The 25,264-nt window shown below is 45.8% G+C and carries 20 protein-coding genes; 9 read left to right on the top strand and 11 right to left on the bottom strand.

What is annotated here, in order from left to right; all coding sequences use genetic code 11:
* The first annotated feature begins 6 nt into the window (after positions 1-6).
* Genes mfd through M1D72_RS13010 form a run of 3 tightly spaced genes read left to right on the top strand, consistent with a single transcriptional unit; the run spans position 7 to position 4,882 of the window.
* Complete coding sequence (mfd, locus tag M1D72_RS13020; protein WP_456297155.1) at positions 7-3,468, top strand: transcription-repair coupling factor; 3,462 nt, start codon at positions 7-9, stop codon at positions 3,466-3,468.
* A gap of 46 nt (positions 3,469-3,514) precedes the next feature.
* The gene (locus M1D72_RS13015) at positions 3,515-4,300 is read left to right on the top strand and encodes a peptidoglycan binding protein CsiV (RefSeq protein WP_456297154.1); all 786 of its coding nucleotides are present in this window, start codon (positions 3,515-3,517) and stop codon (positions 4,298-4,300) included.
* Positions 4,301-4,342: 42 nt separating this feature from the next.
* Positions 4,343-4,882 carry a GNAT family N-acetyltransferase gene (locus tag M1D72_RS13010; protein WP_456297153.1) on the top strand — a complete coding sequence of 180 codons (540 nt, stop codon included), beginning with the start codon at positions 4,343-4,345 and terminating at the stop codon, positions 4,880-4,882.
* A gap of 59 nt (positions 4,883-4,941) precedes the next feature.
* Here M1D72_RS13010 and M1D72_RS13005 read toward each other — a convergent pair whose 3' ends face one another.
* The 7 genes from M1D72_RS13005 to hinT all read right to left on the bottom strand — a co-directional run bounded on the left by M1D72_RS13005 (position 4,942) and on the right by hinT (position 11,027).
* Complete coding sequence (locus M1D72_RS13005) at positions 4,942-6,231, bottom strand: NAD(P)/FAD-dependent oxidoreductase (protein ID WP_456297152.1); 1,290 nt, start codon at positions 6,229-6,231, stop codon at positions 4,942-4,944.
* Between the two features lie 393 nt (positions 6,232-6,624).
* Complete coding sequence (gene ycfP, locus M1D72_RS13000; RefSeq protein WP_456297151.1) at positions 6,625-7,167, bottom strand: alpha/beta hydrolase YcfP; 543 nt, start codon at positions 7,165-7,167, stop codon at positions 6,625-6,627.
* A gap of 94 nt (positions 7,168-7,261) precedes the next feature.
* Positions 7,262-8,116, bottom strand: a complete 855-nt coding sequence (locus M1D72_RS12995; RefSeq protein WP_456297150.1) for a phosphotransferase — start codon at positions 8,114-8,116, stop codon at positions 7,262-7,264.
* Positions 8,117-8,149: 33 nt separating this feature from the next.
* Positions 8,150-8,740: a penicillin-binding protein activator LpoB gene (gene lpoB, locus M1D72_RS12990; protein ID WP_390190461.1), complete on the bottom strand. Its 591-nt coding sequence runs from the start codon at positions 8,738-8,740 to the stop codon at positions 8,150-8,152.
* A 66-nt stretch (positions 8,741-8,806) separates the two neighbouring features.
* Complete coding sequence (locus tag M1D72_RS12985; RefSeq protein WP_390190462.1) at positions 8,807-9,196, bottom strand: YcfL family protein; 390 nt, start codon at positions 9,194-9,196, stop codon at positions 8,807-8,809.
* Positions 9,196-10,584, bottom strand: coding sequence for a COG3014 family protein (locus tag M1D72_RS12980; RefSeq protein ID WP_456297149.1), 1,389 nt, complete (start codon positions 10,582-10,584; stop codon positions 9,196-9,198). The genes M1D72_RS12985 and M1D72_RS12980 overlap by 1 nt, the downstream gene beginning before the upstream one ends.
* 92 nt (positions 10,585-10,676) lie before the next feature.
* The gene (gene hinT / locus M1D72_RS12975; protein WP_390190465.1) at positions 10,677-11,027 is read right to left on the bottom strand and encodes a purine nucleoside phosphoramidase; all 351 of its coding nucleotides are present in this window, start codon (positions 11,025-11,027) and stop codon (positions 10,677-10,679) included.
* A gap of 241 nt (positions 11,028-11,268) precedes the next feature.
* On the opposite strand from hinT, the gene M1D72_RS12970 reads away from it, so the two are divergent.
* Together M1D72_RS12970 and M1D72_RS12965 are read left to right on the top strand one after the other, a co-directional pair.
* Complete coding sequence (locus M1D72_RS12970) at positions 11,269-13,260, top strand: methyl-accepting chemotaxis protein (RefSeq protein WP_456297148.1); 1,992 nt, start codon at positions 11,269-11,271, stop codon at positions 13,258-13,260.
* A gap of 142 nt (positions 13,261-13,402) precedes the next feature.
* The gene (locus tag M1D72_RS12965; protein ID WP_456297147.1) at positions 13,403-14,569 is read left to right on the top strand and encodes a DUF1887 family protein; all 1,167 of its coding nucleotides are present in this window, start codon (positions 13,403-13,405) and stop codon (positions 14,567-14,569) included.
* 65 nt (positions 14,570-14,634) lie between these two features.
* On the opposite strand, the gene fadR is transcribed toward M1D72_RS12965, so the two are convergent.
* Entirely contained in the window at positions 14,635-15,474 is an 840-nt protein-coding gene (gene fadR, locus M1D72_RS12960; RefSeq protein WP_456297146.1) for a fatty acid metabolism transcriptional regulator FadR, read from the bottom strand.
* Positions 15,475-16,074: 600 nt separating this feature from the next.
* On the opposite strand from fadR, the gene nhaB reads away from it, so the two are divergent.
* Positions 16,075-17,667, top strand: a complete 1,593-nt coding sequence (nhaB, locus tag M1D72_RS12955) for a Na(+)/H(+) antiporter NhaB (RefSeq protein WP_390190472.1) — start codon at positions 16,075-16,077, stop codon at positions 17,665-17,667.
* Between the two features lie 77 nt (positions 17,668-17,744).
* Positions 17,745-18,266, top strand: a complete 522-nt coding sequence (gene dsbB, locus M1D72_RS12950; RefSeq protein WP_456297145.1) for a disulfide bond formation protein DsbB — start codon at positions 17,745-17,747, stop codon at positions 18,264-18,266.
* A 51-nt stretch (positions 18,267-18,317) separates the two neighbouring features.
* Here the strand turns inward: dsbB and M1D72_RS12945 are convergent, their stop codons facing one another.
* Together M1D72_RS12945 and lrp are read right to left on the bottom strand one after the other, a co-directional pair.
* A complete protein-coding gene (locus M1D72_RS12945; RefSeq protein ID WP_456297144.1) occupies positions 18,318-21,221 on the bottom strand; it encodes a DNA translocase FtsK 4TM domain-containing protein in 2,904 nt (967 codons plus the stop codon).
* Between the two features lie 149 nt (positions 21,222-21,370).
* On the bottom strand, positions 21,371-21,865 hold the full coding sequence (lrp, locus tag M1D72_RS12940; protein ID WP_093269135.1) for a leucine-responsive transcriptional regulator Lrp: 495 nt from the start codon (positions 21,863-21,865) through the stop codon (positions 21,371-21,373).
* Positions 21,866-22,021: 156 nt separating this feature from the next.
* Between lrp and ald the strand changes: the two genes are divergently transcribed.
* Positions 22,022-23,146 carry an alanine dehydrogenase gene (ald, locus tag M1D72_RS12935; protein WP_456297143.1) on the top strand — a complete coding sequence of 375 codons (1,125 nt, stop codon included), beginning with the start codon at positions 22,022-22,024 and terminating at the stop codon, positions 23,144-23,146.
* Between the two features lie 73 nt (positions 23,147-23,219).
* On the opposite strand, the gene yfbV is transcribed toward ald, so the two are convergent.
* Positions 23,220-23,672 (bottom strand): terminus macrodomain insulation protein YfbV, encoded by a 453-nt coding sequence (gene yfbV / locus M1D72_RS12930; protein ID WP_390190477.1) that lies wholly within the window; start codon positions 23,670-23,672, stop codon positions 23,220-23,222.
* Between the two features lie 364 nt (positions 23,673-24,036).
* Here yfbV and M1D72_RS12925 point away from each other — a divergent pair, with 364 nt between their 5' ends.
* Positions 24,037-25,233, top strand: coding sequence for an acetate kinase (locus tag M1D72_RS12925; RefSeq protein ID WP_456297142.1), 1,197 nt, complete (start codon positions 24,037-24,039; stop codon positions 25,231-25,233).
* Positions 25,234-25,264 lie beyond the last annotated feature (31 nt).

Here is a 25,264-nt window from a genome sequence, read left to right as displayed (position 1 = left end):
TTACTCATGACAAGCGCTTCTCTTCTTCACCTGGTCAACCCAACAAAGCCCGGTGACAAAAAATACGTTGGAAACCTACAAGGGGCGAGTCTTGCCCTTGCTATTGCAGAACTTGCGAATCAGCATAGTAGCCATACATTGTTAGCGGTCCCAGATCCGCAAACGGCCATTAAACTGCAACAAGAAATTGAACAGTTTAGTCACCAACCGGTCAGCGTGTTCCCGGACTGGGAAACGCTGCCTTATGATAACTTCTCCCCTCATCAAGAAATTATTTCCGAGCGTATTGCTAAGCTTTATCAGCTGCCAACCCAGACCAATGGTATTACTATTGTTCCAGTGAATACGTTGCTACAAAGACAGTCTCCTAGAGATTTTCTCATGCAGCACACCTTGATGGTCAAATCAGGGGATCTGTTCTCGCTGGAAAAGCTCAGAATGCAGCTGGAAGTTTCGGGTTATCGCCACGTTGACCAAGTCTTCAGTCCTGGAGAATACGCCAGTCGCGGTTCAATTTTGGACCTTTATCCAATGGGCAGTCAGGCACCGTATCGTATCGATTTCTTTGATGATGAAATCGATACGATTCGTACCTTTGACCCAGATACTCAACGCTCAATCGAAGACATCACTGAAATTCGTCTGCTTCCTGCCCATGAGTTTCCATCAACCGAAGCGGCCATTGAAGATTTTCGAATTCGCTGGCGTCAACGCTTTGATGCGCGCCGCGAACCAGAATCGGTCTATATGCAAGTATCAAAAGGGACCTGGCCTGCTGGTATCGAATATTGGCAGCCTCTGTTCTTTGAACATACCGAAACGCTGTTTGATTACATCGCTGATGATAGCCAGTTACTCAGTGTCGGCGATATCGAGAGCGCTATCGATACTTTTCTCAATGACGTTCACTATCGTTATGACCAAAGGAAAGTCGACCCTTTGCGTCCGTTATTGCCTCCTCAAGAGCTGTGGCTAAGTAAAGAAGAGTTGTTCACCTACTGCAAACAGCTTCCACAAGGCTTTTTATCGGTAGATAAAGTGGCTGAAAAGCAAGGACGCACAAACCCGAATATCGCCCCACTACCAGAACTCGCCGCGCAGCCACAAAAGCAAGAGCCTTTAGCGGCGTTAAGGCATTTTACTGAAACCTTCTCAGGGAAAATCATCTTTTCCGTCGAGTCCGAAGGTAGACGTGAAGCTCTGCTAGAATTGCTGCAGCCCCTTAAATTAAAACCCACCGCTCATCAGCATTTTTATGAAGCGCTAGAAAGCAAAGCGACACGCACGCTGATCATTGGCTCTAGTGAACACGGGTTTATTGATACCGAACATAATGTTGCTTTGGTCTGTGAAAGTGATCTGCTTGGCGACCGAGTCATTCAACGTCGTAAAAAAGATCGTAGAGCAACCAACAGTGACGCGGTAATACGCAATCTTGCGGAACTCAAGCCTGGGCAACCGGTCGTTCATATCGACCACGGTATTGGACGTTATATTGGCCTTCAAACGCTGGAAGCTGGAGGCATGACGACCGAGTATGTGACACTGGAATATCAAGACGAAGCCAAGCTATATGTGCCGGTAGCGTCGCTAAACTTGATCAGTCGTTACTCTGGCGGCGCTGAAGATGGCGCGCCGTTACATAAGCTTGGTGGCGAAGCATGGACCAAAGCTCGTCGACGCGCGGCTGAAAAAGTGCGCGATGTTGCGGCAGAGCTTTTGGATGTCTACGCGAAACGTGAATTGAAACCTGGCTATCAATTTGCGCTCGACCGCGGCCAGTACGCGACCTTTAAATCGGGTTTTCCATTTGAGGAAACGGATGATCAAAACACGGCTATTAACGCAGTGCTATCGGATATGTGTCAGCCGAAAGCCATGGATCGATTAGTATGTGGCGACGTGGGCTTTGGTAAAACCGAGGTGGCAATGCGCGCCGCGTTTTTAGCGACTGACAACGAAAAACAAGTGGCGGTGTTAGTGCCAACCACCTTGCTTGCTCAGCAGCACTTCGAAAACTTTCGGGACCGATTTGCTAACTTACCGATCCGCGTGGAGGTACTGTCGCGCTTCAAGTCGGCCAAAGAACAAAAGCAGATTATGGAAGACATTGCCGAAGGTAAAGTCGATCTTGTCGTTGGTACGCATAAACTGCTATCAAGCGATATTCAGTTCAAAGATTTGGGCCTTTTGATTGTCGATGAAGAACATCGCTTTGGTGTTCGACAAAAAGAAAAAATGAAAGCCATGCGCGCGGATGTCGACATTTTGACCTTAACCGCCACACCAATACCTCGCACGCTTAATATGGCGATGAGTGGAATGCGTGATTTATCGATCATTTCCACGCCACCAGCACGTCGTTTAGCCATAAAAACCTTTGTACGTCAGCGTGAAGAGAGTGTTATTCGTGAAGCGGTATTGCGCGAAATTATGCGTGGTGGACAAGTTTATTTCCTTCATAACCAAGTGGAAACTATCGATAAAGTGGCTCAAGACTTGGCCGCACTGATCCCAGAAGCAAGGATGACAGTCGCTCATGGGCAAATGCGTGAACGTGAACTTGAGAAAATCATGAACGATTTTTACCATCAACGCTTCAACTTGCTAGTGTGTACCACAATTATTGAAACCGGGATTGATGTGCCAACGGCGAACACCATCATCATGGATCGCGCCGACAGACTGGGGCTGGCTCAGTTACACCAATTACGGGGGCGCGTCGGTCGGTCGCACCATCAGGCTTATGCTTATCTGTTAACGCCGCATCCAAAAGCGTTAACTAAGGACGCGATTAAACGCCTTGACGCCATTGCGTCACTCGAAGACCTCGGTGCTGGCTTTACCCTCGCAACGCATGACCTAGAAATTCGAGGCGCCGGTGAGCTGCTCGGCGATGAACAAAGCGGCCAAATTCAATCGGTTGGTTTTACGCTTTACATGGAAATGCTGGAACAAGCGGTAGAAGCATTGAAAGAAGGTAAAGAGCCGTCTTTAGACGATTTACTGCGCGAGCAAACGGAAGTGGAGCTGCGGCTTCCAGCCTTGCTACCTGAAGATTATATTCCTGACATCAACACTCGATTATCGATGTATAAGCAAATCGCTAGTGTCACGAGCCATGAACAGCTAGAAGAGCTCAAAGTCGAACTCATCGACCGCTTCGGTTTATTGCCTGATGCAACCAAAAACTTGTTATCTATCGCTAGCTTAAAAATTAATGCTGCTCAGATAAAAGTGAAGAAAATTGAAGCACATGAAAAAGGTGGCTACATTGAGTTCTATCCTGACGCTGACATTAATCCGGCGTTTTTGGTTAAACTATTGCAATCTCAGCCACAAAAATTTGCGATGGAAGGACCAACCAAGTTTAAGTTTGGGGTACCATTAGTAGACCGTCGTCAGCGTCTTGATTTTGTCAACGACATGCTTAATGAGTTCCAACAAAATTTACTTCCAGCAAGCTGATTATGAAAGCAACAAATCTAGGCTTAAACCGAATTACGGAGTTGTAATGAAAAAGCTGATACCACTCTTACTTTTCTTTGTCGCTTTGCCATCTTGGGCACAGCGCCAATTCGATGTAGAAGTGATCATTTTTAAACGCGCAGTTGATGCCGAGCAGACAACAGAATCTTGGCCAAATGAATTGCCTAAGATTGATATGAGCAAGGCAGGCAGCCTCAATGACGAAAGTTATGTAAACAGCCAAGGGGCACAGTTACTTCCTGCTTCACAATATCAGCTCAACCCGCAAGAGCAGCAACTCGACGCGCACGCGGGTTTTCAGGTTTTGTTTCACAAGGCATGGCGACAAGGTGATGGCGGTCGCTACGCGTCACCTATCTTCCATATCCGCGCAGGACGTGACTTTTCTGAGCAATTTACCGCAGACGGCTCACCACGTGAAAATCAAGGTAATGAAGTCATCGACGGTGTGACAGAGCAAAGCGTCAATGGGCCTGTTTATGAGTTAGATGGCAAATTCCAAGTCTATGTTGAGCACTATTTGTATGCTGATCTCCAGCTCGATCTCAATGAGCCAAGTGTTCGTAATGTGACGCTTGAAGAGAAGGAACTTGATTTAGCCCCTGAAGATGCATCAACCGACCAAGCTCAAGATGACACAGTTCAGGTCGGATTGATGGAAGATGTCTCGCCTATCGTCAAAGAGCAGCGCTTCTTGAAAGCTTACCGCATGGAACAAAAACGCCGAATGCGAAGTGGCGAGACTCATTACCTCGACCATCCTCTGCTTGGTGTTATCATTCAAGTACGTAAAGTTGCCGAGCAAGAATAACCCGTAATGCCCTCATCTAGAGGGCATTTCTATAGGTGACGGATGAGCCCTGATTATCAAATTGTCACGCCGAGACTGTGTCTAAAATTGATCGACTCAGCGCACAGCGAACAGCTCCAAGCCTGCGTTGCGTTATCGCCAAGCTTACATCGCTGGGTCGATTGGTGTGTACCAAACTTCACTGCTCTCGACGCGGAACATTTTATTGTCTCTACGCGATTGAACTGGGTAAAATCCAGCGCTTTTGGATTCGGCGTATTCCGCCGTTGTGATGACCAACTGCTCGGCATGGTCGCTATTAATGAGTTTTATCATACCTTTAATATGGCAAGTATCGGCTATTGGATAGCCGATGAGTTTCAGCTTCAGGGTTATGCTAAAGAAGCCGTTGAAGCCTTAACTGAATTCTGCTTTGGTCAGTTAAAACTGAGTCGATTAGAAATTGTCTGTGATCCTGAGAATCAACCGAGTCAAATCATCGCCAAGCGTTGTGGCGCTGAATTTGAAGCCTTAGCACGTAATCGTTACCTCTTTAACAAGCAGCCACGCGATGGCATGGTTTACGCCATAATCCCAAGCTAACGTAGATAAAAAAAAGAGCCTATCAATAGGCTCTTTTTTTCGTCATAACGTTGACCAACTTAATGCAGTTTCAAGTTCGGTCGTAGCACTCGGTTAATCCGTCCCATCAACATGATTAGCGCCGTTTTAAACATGCCATGTAACGCCATCTGGTGCATTCGGTATAATGAAATATACACCACACGGGCGATACGCCCCTCAACCATCATTGAGCCTTTAGTGAGGTTGCCCATTAAGCTACCAACGGTAGAGAAGCGGCTAAGAGAAACCAATGAACCATGGTCTTTATACACATAAGGCTTCATGTCACGGCCACTCAACTTAGCCACAATATTACTGAATGCTCGACTCGCCATCTGGTGAGCCGCTTGAGCGCGTGGTGGTACAAATTTACCGTCCGCTTGCTCACATTGTGCCAAATCGCCGATCACAAAAATGTTTTCATCGCGAGTCGTTTGCAGCGTCGGCGTCACAACCAATTGATTGATGCGGTTAGTCTCTAAACCGCCAAAGTCTTTCATAAAATCTGGCGCTTTAATCCCTGCCGCCCAAACCATGAGCTGCGCTGGAATCTTCTCGCCCTCTTTCGTGGTTAACCCTTCGCTGTCTGCGCAAGTCACCATGGTCGAAGTACGTACATTAACGCCCAATTTGACTAATTCTTGATGCGCAGCTGAAGAGATGCGAGTTGGCAACGCAGGAAGAATGCGCTCACCAGCTTCGACAAGATTGACGTTCAACTTACTGGAGTCAAGGTCGCCAAACCCATAAGTTTGTAGTGCTTGCACAGCATTGTGAAGCTCTGCGGACAGCTCCACACCTGTCGCACCACCACCCACAATCGCAATATCGACGGTGCCATGACCATTCTTGACGTGTAACTTGAGGAACTCATTGTTCATTTCGCTACGGAAGCGATGCGCCTGATCCGGGCTGTCGAGGAAAATACAATTCTCTCGTACTCCTGGCGTATTAAAGTCGTTTGATGTTGAACCAATTGAAAGCACTAACATGTCATAGTCGACTTCACGTGCCGGCATGAGCAATTCACCCTCATCGTCCGTCAGTTCTGCCAGTTTAATCACTTTACGTTCACGGTCGATGCCACATAACGAACCAAGGTGAAAATCGAAGTGATGATTTTTCGCATGAGCACGATAGCTGAGCGCATCCACACCTTCGTCCAGCGAGCCAGTTGCCACTTCGTGCAGTAACGGCTTCCACAAGTGGCTTGAATTTTTATCGACTAACGTTACTTGCGCTCTCCCCTTACGGGCTAAGGTTCGGCCTAGCTTGGTCGCGAGCTCCAAACCACCGGCACCACCGCCAACAACTACAATTTTTGTCAAAACAACAATCCTCATAAAATGAATAAACATGTTTCAGGCCGATAAATCGTCCCGATAAAATTCGTTAAGGCTGCGTCATAGCATCGGTTCAAGGCAGATTGCGATGAGGGTTTATTCGTTGTTTATTCTTCGCGCGTAAGCTTGCCTAACTCTGTGCTCAACCTGACATTTTTGGGGCGGCGTTCTTCGCTCGCTCTCAATTTTTCTTGACATTTATCAAATAAATTTAGGATTGTCATTATATAGGTCAAAACCGACCGTGCAACCTAAGAATGACGTCGATAAATGAAATATTGAAACAAATTTTCTCAGGTTAAAATTACAAAAACACCGTTTCAAAAACATAAAAAAAGCAGCGTGTTTTCACATGCTGCTTTTTAAGCTCGATAATAATCAATTTTGCTGCTTAAAGGCCTTTATTGCCTGTAGATGATGAGAGATCTTTTTAAACTTATGTGTCTCTTGTTCGTCCCATACAACCGGATAATAAGGTGACAATTCCTGTGCCACATCAGAGTTATCGCGAATTTCGTCATTTTTTGACAAAATCACCATACACTGACCTTTATTGTTGTCTCGAAAATTAGTCACACATTTAGTGGCGATATCGTCATATTCTTCGGGACGATCAATTCGCCCTTCCATATTGTGTTGTGGGTGCAAGTTTGGATTAAAAATGACCTGCTTAATGCCACACAGAAAACCAATGCGCTCCGACCAATATCCGCCTAATCCGACGCCGCAAATCAGTGGTGAGGTGTCATCCGATAACTCTATCGCCTTGTCGACTTCTTTCAGCAAGTGCTGCATATCATGCTTGGGATGCAATGTGCTGTAGTTAATAAACCTGACGTCTTCATCAATGAACTGCAACTGCATCACCTTTTCGTGGTTGCCAGGACTGGTGCTATCGAATCCGTGTAAGTAAATAATCATGGTGCCCCCGATTTTTGTCCTATTAATCTACCATGAAAGCTAAGGTTTTAAACCTGAGCAGTCTGCATTCTCTCTCTCGATTCTCAAAAAATGATCACTCATCAAAACTTTCAACAAGTTGCTGCGCTTGGGTAAGGTATTGTTCATCACCCCATAATTGGTGAGCCAGTAAGTACCAAAGCAATGCCATCATCGTCACTCGAGGTAGCCAAGCTTGAACGCCATCAACCCAGTCATCCACCTCGACAATATTGCGCAGTTGGCAATAGCGAAACACGGCTTCAAGCGGCTTTTCTTGGCAAATATCAATGCACAATGCGAGATCCAATCTTGGATCGGCAATACCTGCGTATTCCCAATCGATAATTCGATGACCTAACTCGGTATCAATCATGTTATAACCCGCTAAATCAAAATGGCATAACGCGATTCCAACATGAGTCAAATTTGGCTGTGATCGCCAGCGCTGATAAATAGATAGGTAGGGCTCCACTTTGTAATGGCTCTCTAGGCTCATCCAGTAATGATCGACTCGAGCCGTATAATTAAATGGTGCGGTCGGCATCCGTTCGACACTGCACAGATGCACTTTGACCAAGCTCTTAAGTAATGAATCAAACCCAAGGTCATGCGTGAGCGCTTTGCCTTCAATCCATTCAACCAACAAACCTGCACTGTTTAAATAAATCGGTTTTGGCCCAAGTTGGGTCTGCTCAATGGCTTTGAGGATTTGATATTCTTGGACACGAGAAATAGAGAATGCTTGAGTGATCAGCGTGCTAGGCCGCCAAACATAAGCTTGTTGGTCGGAGAGAACGATTTTCCAGCAACGATTCGTCAACCCCCCGGTCAACGTCTGTGCGTACGCGGGGGGCAAAGTGAAGAAGGTATCAAGGGAAGCCAGTGACTCATCAAGATGACAAGCCTCTTGCCAAGACATGCGAGCCATTACTCCTCCTTCACGCTTAACGTTAATCAGCGATTATAAGCCAAGAAAACTTTTAGAGCCTTGCTTACGAATTTCAGTTTCATCCGCCCATTCGATTAGACCGGTTTGCAGATCCATTAAACGCATAGTCATTTTGTAGTAAACGTCTTTATCGCTGCCCGCCGTTTTGGCAATGCTCGATAAATTACCGTAGAGCATGTACTGTGCTCCCACCATTTTACCAAATTGGATCGCCGTGCTTTGATTCACCAACTCATCGTTGTTTTGAAAGTTTAGTTGCTCACGAACAGATTCAACGCGATTCATGTCGACAAAACGGAATTTACCAGAGTTCAACAGCTTAGTGCTGATGCTATCGGTAATGGATTCCGTATCAATGTGTTCACTGGTTTTATTTTTGATGCTCTCAACAAAAACGATTGGGCGGTTGTTTTGGGTAATCGCCGCGACCGACCCGGAGGCCATCATGCTGTCGACCATATCGGCGGCAATTTTTTGTAAATCGGTTGAACCGAAATCAATTGTTGTCGTTTCAACCGCTTGCGCATCACCATAGCTGACTGTATTTGAACAACCACCTAAAACCACTGCTAAGCCCAGTAAAGCAAGAAGACTTTTGTTCATTATTGGTTCCTCATTTACCAATTCGATTACTATTTTAATGAAGGTCTAAGAACATTAGACCAAAAGTTAGTTGTCCAGTTCACGGATTTGTACACGGAACTGTGTCCCTTGAGGGTTGATAGACACTTCAGATATCGCGATAGTTTCCATACCACGCACTACCGCTTGACGCCAAGGGCCTTGTTTCAAATTCACTTCCAAGCCTTGGTCATCATACCAATAGAAACGGTATTGAATATGTTGATCGCCCTTGTATTGACTTGCAAGCCGAACGATTCCACGAGTTCTGCCATTCACATCTTGCGTGGTAATGTGGTCAATTTTTAGACGCGAGCCCAACACGTTGTCACCAAATAATACCGTTTGAGTGGCACCATCAATTCTCAGCCCTGCAGTATTATCGGCACACGCACTGAGAGTCAGCGCAGCAAATGTCACTAATAACCATTTTTTCATTACAGCCTTCCTAGTTGTTTATGCCAAACGGTCGCATTGCTACCTTGGCGAGAGAGCCAAACCAATACCGTTCGACCCGCTTCTACATCAAACGAATATGTTTTTTCACCAATATTGAGTGTCTGCGTACCAGACTCAACATTAATGGTGGCGCTATTTGCACGTGCTGGCAATGTTAACCAACTTCGTGTGTCCGGTTGCTCGGTGAGCGTATTCCACACATTAAATAGCAAATTCCCGACATCATCTTTCGCCGCTTGACGGCGTAATTGCTCTTTGGTAACAACACGTAACGCTTGTCGTAAGATAATGCTTGGCATGCGCTCAGACAAATCATGGGAGGCCATATTATCGACATCCGCCAACTGAGAACTCTCCACTTGATCTCCATTTAACGTCATCGGCACAAACGTTTCATCGCCTACCTTTGGGTAGTAAGGAAGTGCTAAAGTATACCAAGCTGTTCCTCGTTTGCTGTCAAAGATAGGTAAAGCCTGTTTCCAGCCTTGTAACGCATCAACTACGCCCTGCTCTTCAATGATGATAACTCGGCTTTGTGTCGAACGCAGCGGTTCAACGTCACCATAGCGTTGGCGGAGCTTGAGCAAGTCTTGATCCATTCCAAGACGCTTGGCAACACGCATGGTTGCCATAGCAACATCAGAATTATCGGCGGAAACGGCTAATGCACGCCGATAATCCACGTACGCACCATTCAAGTCACCCGACGCTTCATACAAGAGCGCAGAGAGATAGAGCAGATACCCATTTTGCACTGCTTGAAGTGTTTTGCCCGCATCCGGGTAATTGGCCAAAATGCTCCCAAGATTTGGACTTAGGCCTTGCGATTGCATCTTATCTTGCGCCGCTTCTAACTCTGCTTCTCGCGTTTTACGGGCTTGCTCTTGAATTTGGTTCGCACGGCGCATTTCCACTAACGCGCCTTGCAAATCATTGTCATAGACGTAGGTTAAACCTAAATAGAGATGCAAAAAACCAAGCTCATAATCCGCAGGGCGATAAATATTGAGGTTATCATTAGTTGCAAGTGAGCCGGCACTGATTGCCGACTCAGAAATGGATATGGTTGCTTTATCTTGCTGCTCTCGAACCGCTTGATCGCTTTGGTCGAGAAATTGGCGGCCTTGTGCGTAATCTTGGTTAAGAATCGCAACACGCCCTTGTTCGAAATTATCCAGAATCGCCCCGGCCACATCATCACCAAGCGCCTGCTTGGCTTTTTGATATTGACCAGATTTGACCGATTGATAGAGGTCACGCTGCTGCGCACTGTAGTGACTAAAAAGATTACCTGCAGAGAAGTTAGCACAAGAGGTCAGTAACGTTGTGCTAACCATTGCCAGTACGAGTTGAATGCGATAGCGCACTTCACTCTCCTATCAAATAGTTCAGACAAACAGGCATAAGTCGCGACCCATGCCTCCAATACTGGCGTAAGACCATTACACAAAGAAATAGTTTAGCTTAATAGCATAGGCCCAAGCGGTTGGCCGCCCAACAAATGCATATGAATGTGATAGACCTCTTGACCGCCGTGAGCGTTACAGTTGACGATCAAACGGTAGCCGTTTTCGTCAATGCCCTCTTCTTTAGCCAATTTTTTCGCCACAGTAAATAGGCGACCAAGAGCAAGTTCATCTTCAGTCGTTACGTCATTTGCCGTCGGAATATGTTTGTTGGGAATGATCAAAATATGACTTGGAGCGCGGGGATTAATATCACGAAATGCAGTCACTAAGTCATCTTGGTAGACGATATCGGCGGGAATTTCTTTACGAATAATTTTACTAAAAATGGTTTCTTCAGTCATGGTTCCTCCAACTGATAGAGATTATGCGAAACGACCTAATTCCACTGAGTATGCGGCAAGGGCATAGAAAGCTCAATAAAAACAGAGTGAGGTTAACAGATTAAGAATTCAGTCCCTTAACTAAACTATTTTTGTATTGTGCGTCATAAAATGCGCGTCTCACCTGAAATATCATGATGCTGTTTCTGTTAACTTTTTTTAAACAGATCATATTTTTGCCACGTGAATAAGGGAGAGATTTATGCAAGGTTCAGTGATACGGCGGATGTACGCCGGTTTTGCACTGATCATAGTCATGTTTGCCATTACCACATTTTTAATGATGCGCAGCATGCAGATGATTCAAAGTAATTTTACCTCGGTATCAAAAAGCTCTTTGCCCTTAGTTTCCCTCTCGAATGAGACCAGCGTTAAACTCCTTAGCGCCGACAAGTATTTTAAGGATTTTCTGACGACGCAAAGTAAACAGCGGATGGCAGAGATGCAAGAGCAGTTCGCGCAGGCCGAGCAACGTTACAGTGATGCCCTCAATAATTTAAAAAACGCCAGCAGCAACCATCCGGCTCTGGTCGAACAAATGACGGCACTCGAAGAAGGCAAGGCGCGCTATTTTTCTGAAGCAGAAAAAGCAATGGCAAATTACCAAGCCATGTTTGATGCACAAGCGCAAGTTCAGCAATCAACTCGTGATTTTCAGCGTTTAACCTCATCACTTAGTGTGGGAATGAAAGAATATGTCGACGGGCAATCAAGCATCTCTGTAAAGATCATGGCAAAGAGCTACTTCATTAAACTAAAAGAAGCTGAAAGTATTACCTCTGATGCACTCGCCAGCAGTGACACTGAGTTTGTGTCGAATGCCGTCGCCAAAAACAAAAAGGCCGTCACTCATTTAAATTACGCCTATCGCGGCCTGACCGCGCAGTTACCCGAGTTAAAAGACGCCTTTGATGACCAAGTCGAACAGTTTACTCGCGACATCGGTCAGAAAGGTGGCGTGCTTGATCAACATCATGACTACCTCAGTGCAAAATCGGCTTTGTATGACAACATCACTAATCTCGCGAACGAAGTAGATAACACCATGTTGTTGCTCGAAACCTTCAGCACCGAAGCTGAAAACGGCTTAAATCAAGCCTTGCAAGATGCCGAGCAAGTCTACAACAGCGGTTTGATTAAGGCTGTCACCATTGGTTTGGTGGTTGCCTTACTTGCAGCAGGCATCGGTTACCATATCGCGCACAGTGTACGAGAGCCGTTAACACGCATTCTTGCTACACTCGAAAGCCTCACGCAAGGCGATATGACTCAGCGCATTGAAATTCGTTACAACAATGAGTTTAGCCGCTTAAGTCATCACATTAACTCGTTAGCGGATAATCTGCACAATATACTGGTTAAATTAAACAGCGCGTCGGATGACTTAACGTCCACAGCCAATCACAATCAAGTGACGTCCAATAACGCGCAAGCGCAGCTTAACCAACAACGAGAACAAACAGCCAATGTGGCGACGGCCATGACAGAGATGGCCCATTCGGTACAAGAAGTGGCCAACAACGCACAAAGCTCGCAGCAAATGGTTGAACGAGTAGAAACCGCTTCTGACTCTGGGCGTAAAGTGATGAACGAAAACATCACCACCATTCACCAATTAGAAAGCCGCCTCACGCATTCGGTTGAAGCGGTTGCTGAGCTTAAAGTGATGAGTGGTAAAATCGGTACTATTTTGGACGTGATTCGAAATATTGCTGAACAAACCAATTTATTAGCTCTCAACGCGGCCATTGAGGCAGCACGTGCCGGAGAACAAGGACGAGGGTTCGCCGTCGTCGCCGATGAAGTCCGTGTACTTGCCAAAAGGACTACCGACTCAACAACGGAAGTCGAAGATATGATCAGTAATCTCCAAACCAGTTCCACCACCGCAAGCCAAGTGATAGAGAGCTGTATGCAGGATATGACATTATCCGTCGAGCAAGCGGCGCTCGCTAATAACGCAATGGAAGAGATACAGGCACTGATCATCGAAATCAGCCAAATGAGTGGTCATATTTCCCAAGCCGCGGCGGAGCAGAGTGAAACAACCTCAGACATCGCCAGAAACATTGAGGAGATCAACACCATCGCCAGTACGAGCTATCAAGCCATGGCAGATATTGCACACACCAATGTGCAACTCACAGAAATGGCCAATCAACAAGGTGAATTGGTCCATCGTTTCAAATTGTAAAATCCCTGTAAATTATTGAGCTCGGGCGACTTTCATTGAAAGTCGCCCTTGTTTTTTGGGATGCATGTCATTATATCAATGTATAAGGCTTGCCCACTTTTCAAGACTCTTCATTTTTGCAAGCCATACATGAGGAAATCATATGGCAGTTCATGTAGGCATCATAGACTCGGATCCTATCCGTTTAATCACTCCCCTGTTTGATAAACGTACCGTGAGTCGTCACATCATTTTTATCGGCGATAGTACGCAACACGTTATGTACCAGCGTTTAGATACAGTTTTAAAGCAGCGCGACATCACCTCCGAATTTTTTGAGATACCGATTCGAGCCAACACCTCCCAACTAAAAACCGCCGTTGATCACTTAGCCAAGGAGTTGAAAAACCGCGGCGAGGAAGAAGTTAAACTTAATGCGAGCTGTGGATTGCGACATCGTTTATTGTCGATTTATGAGGTATTTCGTTCGTATCACTGGGACATTTTCGTCGTTGAACCAAGCACCGACAGCTTATGTTGGCTCTACCCTGACGGTAAGCAAGAAGTTCAAGTCGAAGACCATATCACGATCTCGGACTACCTCACGATCTTCGGTGCGCGAGGTGAATTCTGTGAACATGAGATTTCACCACAGCTTGATCAGAAGCTCTATCAGCTCGGCGAGAGCTGGGCAAGTAACGCTTTAGAATTAGGGCCTGGCCTTGCAACGCTAAACTACCTCGCCACTACCTGCCGCAAAGAACACAAGTTAGATGTAGAACTGTCTGAAAAGCAGCAAGGCTATCGCGAGTTAGCGATGCTAATAGATGACCTTGTTGAAGCCAAAATAGCCACATATCAGGATGGTATACTGACGTTTGCCAACGAAGATGCTCGTCGCTTTTCAAATGGGGAATGGCTTGAAACGCTCGTGCATAGCACGGTCAAGCAGATCCAAGAAGATTTACCGACGATTCAAGACCGTTCACTGAATGTTCAGGTATATCGTACGCTTGGCGATCGCGAAGTCCGCAATGAATTAGACGTTGCCTCTGTCGTCAATAACAAGCTGCATATTATTGAGTGTAAGACCAAAGGCATGCGTGATGATGGCGATGACACGCTGTATAAGTTGGAGTCACTACGCGACTTATTGGGTGGGCTGCAAGCTCGCGCAATGCTCGTCAGTTTTCGTCCACTGCGCTATAACGACATCACGCGCGCTGAAGACTTGGGGTTAGCATTAATTGGGCCTGAGGAATTGAAAAATTTGAAACAGCATCTTTGCGATTGGTTCAAAGCGGCTGGCGGGTCAGAAGACGATTGCTAAATCCTGCGTAAAGTAAAAAGCCCCTTTAAACAGGGGCTTTTTTGTGACCTTCGATAAACACCGTATTAGCTATCGTCTTCAGTAAAGCTGGTTGGTAAGCTCTTTTTCATCTCATTCCAAATTTGCGCACTGTGCATACCATATTGACGTACCACAACGGCAACTTGATCACGGTTACCTGCTTTACACACATCCAATAAGTCACGATAAAACTGCAATGCCAATTTACGCGACTCTGGATTAGAGAAGTAATAACTGCCGACACGATCATACAGCTTTTTAATGCCGTTAAAGATCAAACCATAAATTTGGTTTCCGGAATGAAATGCAAGTCTTTGAAATAACATGTAATCGTAGAAATTGAAGGTTCTTGCGATCAAGTTAGCTTCGCGTACCAATTCGTCTTTCTCACCATCATCTTTCACATGCTGTTGAATCTTCTCTGCATAAGGTGAAGATGCCATAAACGCATCCCAAGACTCTGCGCCAAGCAGAGTTTCACAAGACTCAATTACGGTGATGATCGTGCGCTCTGCATGCTCTTTATTTAGCTTGAATGCATAACTCATGAAAATGGGACTGATGTTGGTGCGAGCAGCTAACAGATCTTCGACAATGGAGGTCGCATTTTCGGCATCGAGTGTCATCAATGTATCTAGGATATGCAGACCTGAGGTCTCCATAAATTGGTTCACCTTCGTCGGCTTACCATGCTGAATTGTCAACCATCCATCACGAGCAAGACGCTGCAACACTTCCCTTAAGGTTGTACGAGTGACACCAATGAGCTCGGAAAGCTCACGCTCTGCTGGTAAAATGGAACCTGGAGGAAAACGCCCTTTCCAAATACTTTCTATAATATACTTCTCTGCGAATCCCGCAGGGCTTTTTGCCTTAATGACCATTTAGTTTTTAATCCAATTTATTCGTTATTTGGGTCTAATGTGACTCATCATACCACTAGTTACAGGGTACAGGAAATTAACGCCCGTGAAACTTGGGCTCAAGCACACAGTGCTCACTCACGTAGTGAAGAAATCTTCACTAACCAACCCATATTCACCCAAATTATTGGCCTGCGTTGAATGAAATGGCAGACTCAGGCTTGATCCGGGCCCAGACGCTCAAAAATCAATCTATATATTCATTACGTGTCAATATAGAGACGAGTTTAGTGCTAAAAATGCATAACATTAACAAAAGACAACCAACCTTAAAACAATGAAACAACATTGCGTTGATATTCTGAATACCACTTTGATCGCGTTTTTCAACAAAAAATCCCATAAATCAACGATTCATTTAACCAATCGTTGACTAAATGGCTGTGGAGAGTAGAGTAACTCCTAAGTATGAGTGCTTGTCTTCTCAAAGGATGGCTTGGCAAGACCACAAGGAATACGTACTTGTCGTTTTACCAAATCATTCCCGCAAGTCAGATAGCCCACATCAATATAATTCAAGCGCTTCACCTCTAGATTAAAACAACATAAAGAGTAGTCCAAATGCCGATATCTTTCGGGAATGCCCTAGTTAAAAACTTTCTTGGCAAAGCACCAGACTGGTATAAAGTTGCCATCATTGTTTTCTTGGTGCTCAACCCCATTCTTTTCTTCCTTGTTGACCCATTTCTTGCCGGATGGGTTTTGGTCGCAGAATTTATCTTTACCTTAGCAATGGCGTTAAAATGCTACCCACTTCAGCCAGGTGGATTGTTAGCGATTGAGGCGATTGCTATTGGGATGACGAGTCCTGAACATGTGAAACATGAGCTTGTCGCCAATATAGAAGTGTTACTGCTATTGGTGTTTATGGTAGCGGGTATTTACTTCATGAAACAGCTGCTGCTGTTTATCTTTACCAAGATTTTGCTTGGCATCCGCTCAAAAGTTCTGCTGTCTGTCGCCTTCTGCTTTGCCGCCGCATTTTTGTCCGCATTTTTAGATGCGCTGACCGTCATCGCGGTTGTCATTAGTGTCGCTGTTGGCTTCTACTCGATTTACCATAAGGTCGCTTCCGGACGCGGTACGGCGCCCGATCACGATCATACCCAAGATGAGCATTTCACTGAATTAACACGAGAAGATTTAGAAAACTATCGCGCGTTTTTACGCTCTTTGCTGATGCATGCTGGTGTTGGTACGGCGCTTGGCGGAGTCACAACCATGGTTGGCGAACCGCAAAACTTGATCATCGCCGATCAAGCCAATTGGCTATTTGGTGAGTTCATTTTACGCATGGCCCCCATTACACTGCCGGTGTTTATACTAGGTATCGCCACTTGCGTACTGGTCGAAAAGTTCAAAGTCTTCGGTTACGGTGCACAGCTACCTGCTAATGTGCGCGCGATATTGGAAGAGTTTGATAATCAGCAAACCGAAAAACGCACCAATCAGGATGTCGCTAAGTTGTGGGCACAAGGCTTCATTGCAGTCTGGCTCATTGTCGCACTGGCTTTACACCTTGCCGCCGTCGGTTTGATTGGCTTGTCTGTCATCATTCTTGCCACCACCTTTACCGGTATTACCGAAGAACATGCATTAGGTAAAGCGTTCGAAGAGGCACTGCCTTTCACAGCACTGCTAGCGGTATTTTTCTCGATTGTTGCCGTTATCATCGACCAAGGATTGTTCAAACCCGTTATCGACTCGGTATTACACATCGAAGACGACGGCGCTCAGTTAGCTCTGTTCTACCTAGCCAACGGGGTACTTTCCATGGTTTCGGATAATGTGTTCGTCGGTACGGTTTACATTAACGAGGTGAAAACCGCGCTTAATGAAGGCATCATCTCACGCGAACAGTTCGATATGCTCGCCGTTGCGATCAATACGGGGACGAACCTACCTTCAGTCGCGACACCGAATGGCCAAGCGGCCTTCTTGTTCTTACTGACCTCAACGCTCGCTCCGTTGATCCGCCTGTCCTACGGCCGTATGGTGCTGATGGCGCTGCCCTACACCATTGTATTAACACTGACGGGTCTGGCTGGGATTATGTTCTTTCTTGAACCACTTTCAGCAGCGATGTATGACTTAGGCTGGATAAGCGATGTGGTAATGGAACCTAGCTCACCAATTTCTGGTAGCGGACACTAAAAATTCGTTTGCACCCGAAACTATTTCTAGATAAAAAGCTCTGATAACTCAGAGCTTTTTTTATAAGGATCAATGAAGTGAATCTTTTAACAACAATAAAAACCTTTTCTACTCGACGGCTGTCTTGGCTATTACTGCTACTGTTCGTGATTTTCTTTGAAGCTTGCGCGCTGTTTTTTCAGCATGTTTTAATGCTCGCTCCGTGTGTGATGTGTATTTATGAACGTATTGCGATGGTCGGTATTGGCGGCGCAGCCGTTCTCGGCCTCATAGCACCAAACAATCCCATCTTTCGCTGGCTTGGGCTGCTGGGTTGGGGAGTGAGTGCATATAAAGGCCTAACTCTTGCGATGCAGCATGTCGAATACCAATTTAACCCATCTCCTTTCGCAACTTGCGATGTATTCGTGTCTTTACCCAGCTGGCTGCCACTGAATAAATGGATGCCATGGATGTTTGAAGCCTACGGCGACTGCAGCAAAATCGTATGGCAATTTCTGACCTTGTCTATGCCACAGTGGTTGGTCATTATCTTTGCGGGCAATTTAGTCGCATTCGCTATCATTTTGATCTCGCAATTTACCAAATCAAAATCGTAATGACGGTACGATAAAAAAATCCCCGCTTAATGCGGGGATTTTTTTATTGGGTTAATTCATATCGCGATTCGGCTTCGGGGCGATGACTTCTCGATTCCCATTATGCCCTGGGGCACTAACAATCCCCTGAGCTTCCAGCTGCTCCACGATTCGTGCGGCGCGGTTATAACCTATCTTAAAGCGGCGCTGAACGCCTGATACTGACCCTCGTCTTGATTCGACGACATGCTCAACCACTTGATCAAACAGCGGATCAACGTCTTCATCTGACTCCATTTTCTCGCCAGGTAGTAACGTTTCAGGGCTTTGCTCACCGTTAGTAATTTCGTCGATATAGTTCGGTTTACCACGCGCTTTCCAGTTGTTAACCACGGCATGCACATCATCATCCGAAGCAAACGCACCATGCACTCGAACCGTATGGCTAGAGCCTGGAGGTAGATACAGCATATCCCCCATTCCAAGTAGCGACTCCGCGCCGCCTTGATCAAGAATGGTTCGTGAGTCAGTCTTAGTCGAAACCGTAAAGGCAACTCGAGTCGGAATATTGGCTTTAATTAAGCCAGTGATGACATCCACCGATGGGCGCTGAGTGGCGAGAATGAGATGAATCCCGGCCGCACGCGCCTTTTGAGCCAGACGAGCAATCAACTCTTCAACTTTCTTACCAACCACCATCATCAAATCGGCAAATTCATCAACAATCACGACGATATACGGCAGTTTCTCAAGCAGTGGCGCCTCTTCGTCCATGCTATCACCTGGCTGCCATAATGGGTCGTGAATTGGATGACCAGCTTCCGCCGCCATTTTCAGCTTGTCATTAAAGCCTTTGATATTACGTACCCCAAGCGCTGACATTAGCTTATAACGGCGCTCCATTTCACCGACACACCAACGTAATGCATTGGAGGCATCTTTCATATCGGTGACCACTTCTGATAGCAAATGAGGGATGCCTTCATAAACCGATAGCTCAAGCATTTTCGGGTCAATCATGATGAAGCGAACATCTTCTGGTGTCGATTTGTATAGCATGCTGAGGATCATTACGTTCACCCCAACCGACTTACCCGATCCAGTGGTACCCGCCACCAGTACATGAGGCATTTTCGCCAAGTCAGCAACAACAGCGTCACCCGCAATATCTTGTCCAAGCACAACCGTGGTGGGGGATTTTGCGTCCTTAAACTGAGAGCTAGCAATAACATCAGATAAATACACGGTCTGACGGCTCATGTTCGGCAATTCTAGCCCCACATAAGGCTTACCAGGTATGACTTCGACAACACGAACCGCCATCGCTGACAGCGAGCGAGCCAAATCCATTGATAAGCCAGAAATTCGGCTCACTTTGACCCCAGGAGCAAGGTCGAGCTCAAAACGGGTGATGACCGGCCCAGGGAAAATATCAACCACACGCGCTTTAATCTTATAATCTGCCAGCTTAGCTTCCACTAAACGAGCAATATCTTCCAATGCATCGCGGTCGATAAAGTTTTCACGTTTCTCGGGATGATAGAGCAGCTCTAACGTCGGCATTGGCTCAGCCGGTTTTGGTAAAATCTCTTCTTTTTTGGCTAAGAATGGGTTTTGTTGAGCGGCCTGCGTCGCTTGCGCCTGATTAACAATATCTTGAAACGCTTCAACGTCCGCATCTTGATCGTCGTTCTCCATCGCAGGTGCCGTTGAAACGTCATTCTCTTGCTCATCAATCTCAAAACTCGAGAAACTAGGTTCAGACTCCGGCGTAATGTCTTGGCTGATCTGTGACCACTGCTCTTCACTTAATGCTGGCGTATCTTGCTCTTCAACATCCACTTGCCAAGGCAGCTCATCCGTTTGCAAATCTTCATCTTCATCATTACTTGAATGAGCTGCGGACGTTGAATAAGACGCTTGCTCAATCGCTACAGACGACGTTGCCTGTTCATGATTGTGCTCGCCCGTTTTCGCAGCGGCTTCTAACTGTTCAATGGTTGCGCCTAACTGACGCTCTCGTTCATCAGCATCAAACGTATCTTCATCTTCTTGCGCGATGTACATCGGCTCTGGCGTAGGTTCTGATGACGCAGTCGGGGCCATAAGCGGATCGTCGCTACGTGAATCAGGGACATGAATATTGAAACGACGCGCTTGTGGTGGTTCATCGTTTACAGGCTCATCCGCCGCTGTTTCACTGGCGAGCGGCGAAGGCTCAGAATGCGTTTGAGCATCGACATCACGTGAGGCGACAAAATCTTCCGCGGTCAGTGTTTTGCGCTCAGCAATGGTTGAGGTCAGTGAAGGCTCAAGGGTTTCATCTTGACGACCACGCAGTTTGTTTAACAGGCCAGTCATGAGGCGCAGGCTTAAACTGCCAAGCCCATCAACAATATCCAGCCAAGAAATACCTGTGAGCAGCGTAAACCCTGCCCCCCACATGAAAAGCAGAACTAGGGTTGTACCCAACACGTTAAGTGTGGGCAGTGCAAGGCTGGTGAGTACATCACCAATCACACCGCCTGAAGAGAAATACCAGATATCATCGAAGTTGATATCTGCAAGACCACAACTGGTTAAGATTAGAACGCACAGCCCTAAAAGCCGAGTGCCCCAAAGCATTAAGTTAAGCGGTTCGTCTTCATCACGCTTACGGAACAATACCCATGCCGCGCATGTTAGAATAACGGGTATCGGGTAAGCTAAAGAACCAAAAGTGAAAAACAGAGTATCCGCAATCCAAGCGCCGACAATACCACCTGCATTTTCAATATCCACACCCCACGCAGTTTGAGACCAAGAAGGATCTGCTGGGCTATAAGTAACGAGTGAAACAGCAAGCAGAATCGAAAAAAGCACGGCGACAATCAGCGCACACTCTCTCAACCGCTGCGTTCCGCTCAAGCGCGAAGAGGAAGACTCTTCACCCGTTTTAATGATTGTTTCTACTTTACTTTTGTTCTCTTTGAACATAACCAACTTAACTATAAAAATAAAAGCTTAATGTATAAAAATAGTCCGAGCGACAACGTCGTCTCGGACTACCGATTTAACCATATTGATGTCAAAAACCCAATTAACTAACGTCAGAATCTGGAAAAGGATTCAAAGCGTTAGCGTTTCTATCGTGTTTTTATAACCAATTGATTCGTTTGCTTCACTTCTTCCATTACTACGTAAGTTCGAGTGTCATTCACACCAGGTAAGCGCAGCAATGTGTCGCCTAGCAGTTTACGGTAGGCGCCCATATCCGATACACGTGTCTTTAATAGATAGTCGAAATCACCAGAAACGAGATGACATTCTTGAATGTCGTCTAGGTTTTGAACCGCAGTATTGAACTGTTCAAACACATCTGGCGCACCACGGTTAAGTGTAATTTCAACAAACACCAAAAGTGAGGCATCTAAATATTGTGGGTTTAGAAGAGCGGTATATCCAGTAATGTACCCTTGACGCTCAAGACGGCGCACACGCTCTAAACACGGGGTTGGAGATAGCCCAACGCGCTTAGAAAGTTCTACGTTTGAAATGCGACCATCTTTTTGCAATTCGTTAAGAATATTGCGATCGATACGGTCTAAATCCTTGGACGGCTTCTTATTGTTGTCTGCCATTTTTTATTCCACCTTATTACTTCCTTGCAAAAATATATACTACAACTATTCAATATTCAGCATCAAATTTCTCAAACTTAATCCTATACTAGATTTAAATTCGATATCAACACCCAAAACATAGTTAATACAACCAAATAAAAATAAGGAGTCAGGATGATCATTGGCGTTCCAAAGGAAATCAAAAACCACGAATACCGTGTGGGAATGATCCCAGCTAGCGTTCGCGAACTTATTTCGCATGGTCACCAAATTTTTGTAGAAACTAATGCCGGTGTGGGCATCGGTTTTTCAGACGATGATTACATCGCTGTAGGGGCATCCATTCTTCCTACTGCTGCTGACGTTTTTACGAAAGCAGATATGATTGTGAAGGTCAAAGAACCTCAGGCTACTGAACGCGCCATGCTCAAAGAAGGGCAAATTTTATTTACGTATTTGCACTTAGCACCAGATTTTCCACAAACTGAGGAGCTAATCAAGAGCAAAGCAGTCTGCATCGCCTATGAGACTGTAACAGATAATATGGGTCGCTTGCCACTATTAGCACCAATGTCTGAGGTTGCGGGTCGAATGTCTATTCAAGCAGGTGCACAAACTTTGGAGAAATCACATGGTGGCCAAGGGCTGTTGATCGGCGGTGTACCAGGGGTTGAGCCTGCTAAAGTTGTCATTCTCGGAGGCGGTGTTGTGGGCGCCAATGCAGCGCGGATGGCGGTTGGCTTAAGAGCCGATGTCACTATTTTGGATCGTAACGTCGATACACTTCGTAAACTAGATGAAGAGTTTCAAGGTCGTGCCAAAGTTGTCTATTCGACTGAGGATGCCGTTGAAAAGCATGTCACCGAAGCGGATTTAGTCATTGGTGCGGTTCTGATTCCGGGCGCTGCCGCCCCAAAATTAGTCACTAAGCAGCACATCGCAAACATGAAACCAGGTTCTGCTGTTGTCGATGTCGCCATTGACCAAGGGGGCTGTTTTGAAACCTCTCACGCGACGACTCACGCCGACCCAACTTATATTGTCGATGATGTGGTGCATTACTGTGTTGCCAATATGCCAGGGGCGGTAGCGCGAACGTCCACTTTTGCATTAAACAATGCCACCTTACCTTATATTGTTAAGCTCGCGAACCATGGCTATAAAAACGCCCTACTTCAAGATGAGGGGCTGTTGAAAGGACTGAATGTCATTGATGGCAAAGTCACATGTAAAGAAGTCGCTCAAGCATTTGACCTTGAATATGTTGATCCTAAACACGCAATGGCCGTTTCTGATTAACCCTTTACTCGATCAAATAAAAAAAAGCTCCCAGCAAGGGGAGCTTTTTTTTCAATATCAAACTAGACACTTTCTAAAACCAGCGATCAAGAGCCGACTTGTCCAATTGGCGAAAAGCGCGGTTGAGCACTTTGGCCAGTTCTTTGTAGCGAGGCTTGCTTTTAATCGGCTCTAAAGCCCCACCACTTTCAACTATCTTTTGGTGTAACTCACGATACCAACCCGCAAGAGACGGCGGTAACTGCGTGTTGGCGCGATTACCAAGCCACCAAAACCCTTGAATCGGTAAACTAATAGCAAATAACGCAATCACCACTGTTTGCGGCATCGATTGATAGTTATTGAACACCATCTGTGTCAGAACACTAATTGCCGCAATGGCGGGCATTGATTTAGTGGCAAAACGGGTTGCTTTAATGATGCGTTGCTCAGGAAAAATAGGCGTGAGCTCTTTACGCATCGGCCAGATATCCATGTACTTCTGTCCATCTCTTAGATTATGCACTAATCCAACTTTATTACTCATGGTATCCCCTTACTCCAGCGTTACGCCTCGACCGCTAAAATTTAGTTTAATCTTTCAACTTAAAGCGTAAAAACTTGATAAAAGTTAATATAATTTCAAATTTTTTTTGTTATATTTGCTGATTATCGCTATCCTTTGCGAACCCTCAATACCATTGTTGCCGTTATTTACAAAATAGGCAACTTTGATAGGAATTTTGCAAGGATTGCACAAGTTGCCTTGATGGTAAAGCAACGTCTCAACAAACGGAAATGGCAAGTTTATTGACCAAGATAAGTTCGCACTCTTAGTGAGTTCGGCTATATTCTTGTGAAGATTTTTAATACTTACTGATTTTTATCAGACGAATAACAGGTAGTAACACATGTCTAAGCTAGTTTTAGTTTTAAACTGCGGTAGTTCATCACTCAAGTTCGCGATTGTAGATGCTGACAACGGCGAAGAGCATCTCACCGGACTTGCCGAATGTCTACACCTTCCAGAAGCGCGCATTAAGTGGAAACTGGACGGCAAACACGAAGCACAGCTTGGTGATGGTGCTGCACACGATGAAGCACTTTCTTTCATCGTTGAAACTATTCTTGCTTCTAAGCCTGAGCTGGCAGAGCAATTAAAAGCTATCGGTCACCGTGTTGTTCACGGTGGTGAGAAATTCACTAAGTCAGCACTGATCACTGATGACGTTATTAAAGGCATTGAAGACTGTGCAACACTCGCGCCTCTTCATAACCCAGCGCACATCATCGGTATCAAAGCTGCTCAAAAATCATTCCCTACACTGAAAAACGTTGCTGTGTTTGATACGGCTTTCCACCAAACGATGCCTGAAGAGTCATACTTATACGCGCTACCTTACAAGCTGTATAAAGAGAATGGTATTCGTCGCTACGGCATGCACGGTACTTCTCACCTATTCATCACCCGCGAAATCGCCAAACTGCTTGATAAGCCAGTTGAAGAAGTCAACATCATCAACTGTCACCTAGGTAACGGCGCATCAGTGTGTGCAGTGAAAAATGGTCAATCGGTTGATACTTCTATGGGCCTAACACCGCTCGAAGGCTTGGTGATGGGTACCCGTTGTGGTGATATTGACCCAGCTATCGTTTTCCACCTTCATGACGCACTAGGTTACTCGGTTGCAGAAATCAACACCATGTTGACCAAAGAATCTGGTCTGCAAGGATTAACTGAAGTGACTTCAGACTGTCGTTTTGTTGAAGACAACTATGGCGAAAAAGAAGAAGCAACTCGTGCAATGGACGTATTCTGCCACCGCTTAGCAAAATATGTGGCTGGCTACACGGCGTCTCTAGAAGGCCGCTTAGATGCGATCGTCTTTACTGGCGGTATTGGTGAAAACTCAGCACCAATTCGTGAGATGGTTCTTAACCGTCTTGGTATCTTTGGTATCGAAGTGGATGGCGAAGCCAACCTTAAAGCACGCTTTGGTGGTGAAGGTACAATTACTACGGCTAACAGCCGCATTCCTGCAATGGTCGTGTCTACTAACGAAGAACTCGTCATTGCCGAAGATACAGCAAGCCTAGCTGGTCTTTAATGACTTTACTGGCTAGCCATCGGCTAGCCAG

The sequence above is a fragment of the Vibrio sp. AK197 genome, from assembly GCF_053903115.1.
The sequence above is the reverse complement of the archived record's forward strand: the minus strand, read 5'-3'. Positions and strand labels throughout refer to the sequence as shown.

What these genes read in the sequence shown, in the direction of transcription:
- mfd (WP_456297155.1), top strand. Translation starts at nt 7, where the DNA reads ATGACAAGCGCTTCTCTTCTTCACCTGGTCAACCCAACAAAGCCCGGT.
- M1D72_RS13015 (WP_456297154.1), top strand. Translation starts at nt 3,515, where the DNA reads ATGAAAAAGCTGATACCACTCTTACTTTTCTTTGTCGCTTTGCCATCT.
- M1D72_RS13010 (WP_456297153.1), top strand. Translation starts at nt 4,343, where the DNA reads ATGAGCCCTGATTATCAAATTGTCACGCCGAGACTGTGTCTAAAATTG.
- ycfP (WP_456297151.1), bottom strand. Translation starts at nt 7,167, where the DNA reads ATGATTATTTACTTACACGGATTCGATAGCACCAGTCCTGGCAACCAC.
- M1D72_RS12995 (WP_456297150.1), bottom strand. Translation starts at nt 8,116, where the DNA reads ATGGCTCGCATGTCTTGGCAAGAGGCTTGTCATCTTGATGAGTCACTG.
- lpoB (WP_390190461.1), bottom strand. Translation starts at nt 8,740, where the DNA reads ATGAACAAAAGTCTTCTTGCTTTACTGGGCTTAGCAGTGGTTTTAGGT.
- M1D72_RS12985 (WP_390190462.1), bottom strand. Translation starts at nt 9,196, where the DNA reads ATGAAAAAATGGTTATTAGTGACATTTGCTGCGCTGACTCTCAGTGCG.
- hinT (WP_390190465.1), bottom strand. Translation starts at nt 11,027, where the DNA reads ATGACTGAAGAAACCATTTTTAGTAAAATTATTCGTAAAGAAATTCCC.
- M1D72_RS12970 (WP_456297148.1), top strand. Translation starts at nt 11,269, where the DNA reads ATGCAAGGTTCAGTGATACGGCGGATGTACGCCGGTTTTGCACTGATC.
- M1D72_RS12965 (WP_456297147.1), top strand. Translation starts at nt 13,403, where the DNA reads ATGGCAGTTCATGTAGGCATCATAGACTCGGATCCTATCCGTTTAATC.
- fadR (WP_456297146.1), bottom strand. Translation starts at nt 15,474, where the DNA reads ATGGTCATTAAGGCAAAAAGCCCTGCGGGATTCGCAGAGAAGTATATT.
- nhaB (WP_390190472.1), top strand. Translation starts at nt 16,075, where the DNA reads ATGCCGATATCTTTCGGGAATGCCCTAGTTAAAAACTTTCTTGGCAAA.
- M1D72_RS12945 (WP_456297144.1), bottom strand. Translation starts at nt 21,221, where the DNA reads ATGTTCAAAGAGAACAAAAGTAAAGTAGAAACAATCATTAAAACGGGT.
- lrp (WP_093269135.1), bottom strand. Translation starts at nt 21,865, where the DNA reads ATGGCAGACAACAATAAGAAGCCGTCCAAGGATTTAGACCGTATCGAT.
- ald (WP_456297143.1), top strand. Translation starts at nt 22,022, where the DNA reads ATGATCATTGGCGTTCCAAAGGAAATCAAAAACCACGAATACCGTGTG.
- yfbV (WP_390190477.1), bottom strand. Translation starts at nt 23,672, where the DNA reads ATGAGTAATAAAGTTGGATTAGTGCATAATCTAAGAGATGGACAGAAG.
- M1D72_RS12925 (WP_456297142.1), top strand. Translation starts at nt 24,037, where the DNA reads ATGTCTAAGCTAGTTTTAGTTTTAAACTGCGGTAGTTCATCACTCAAG.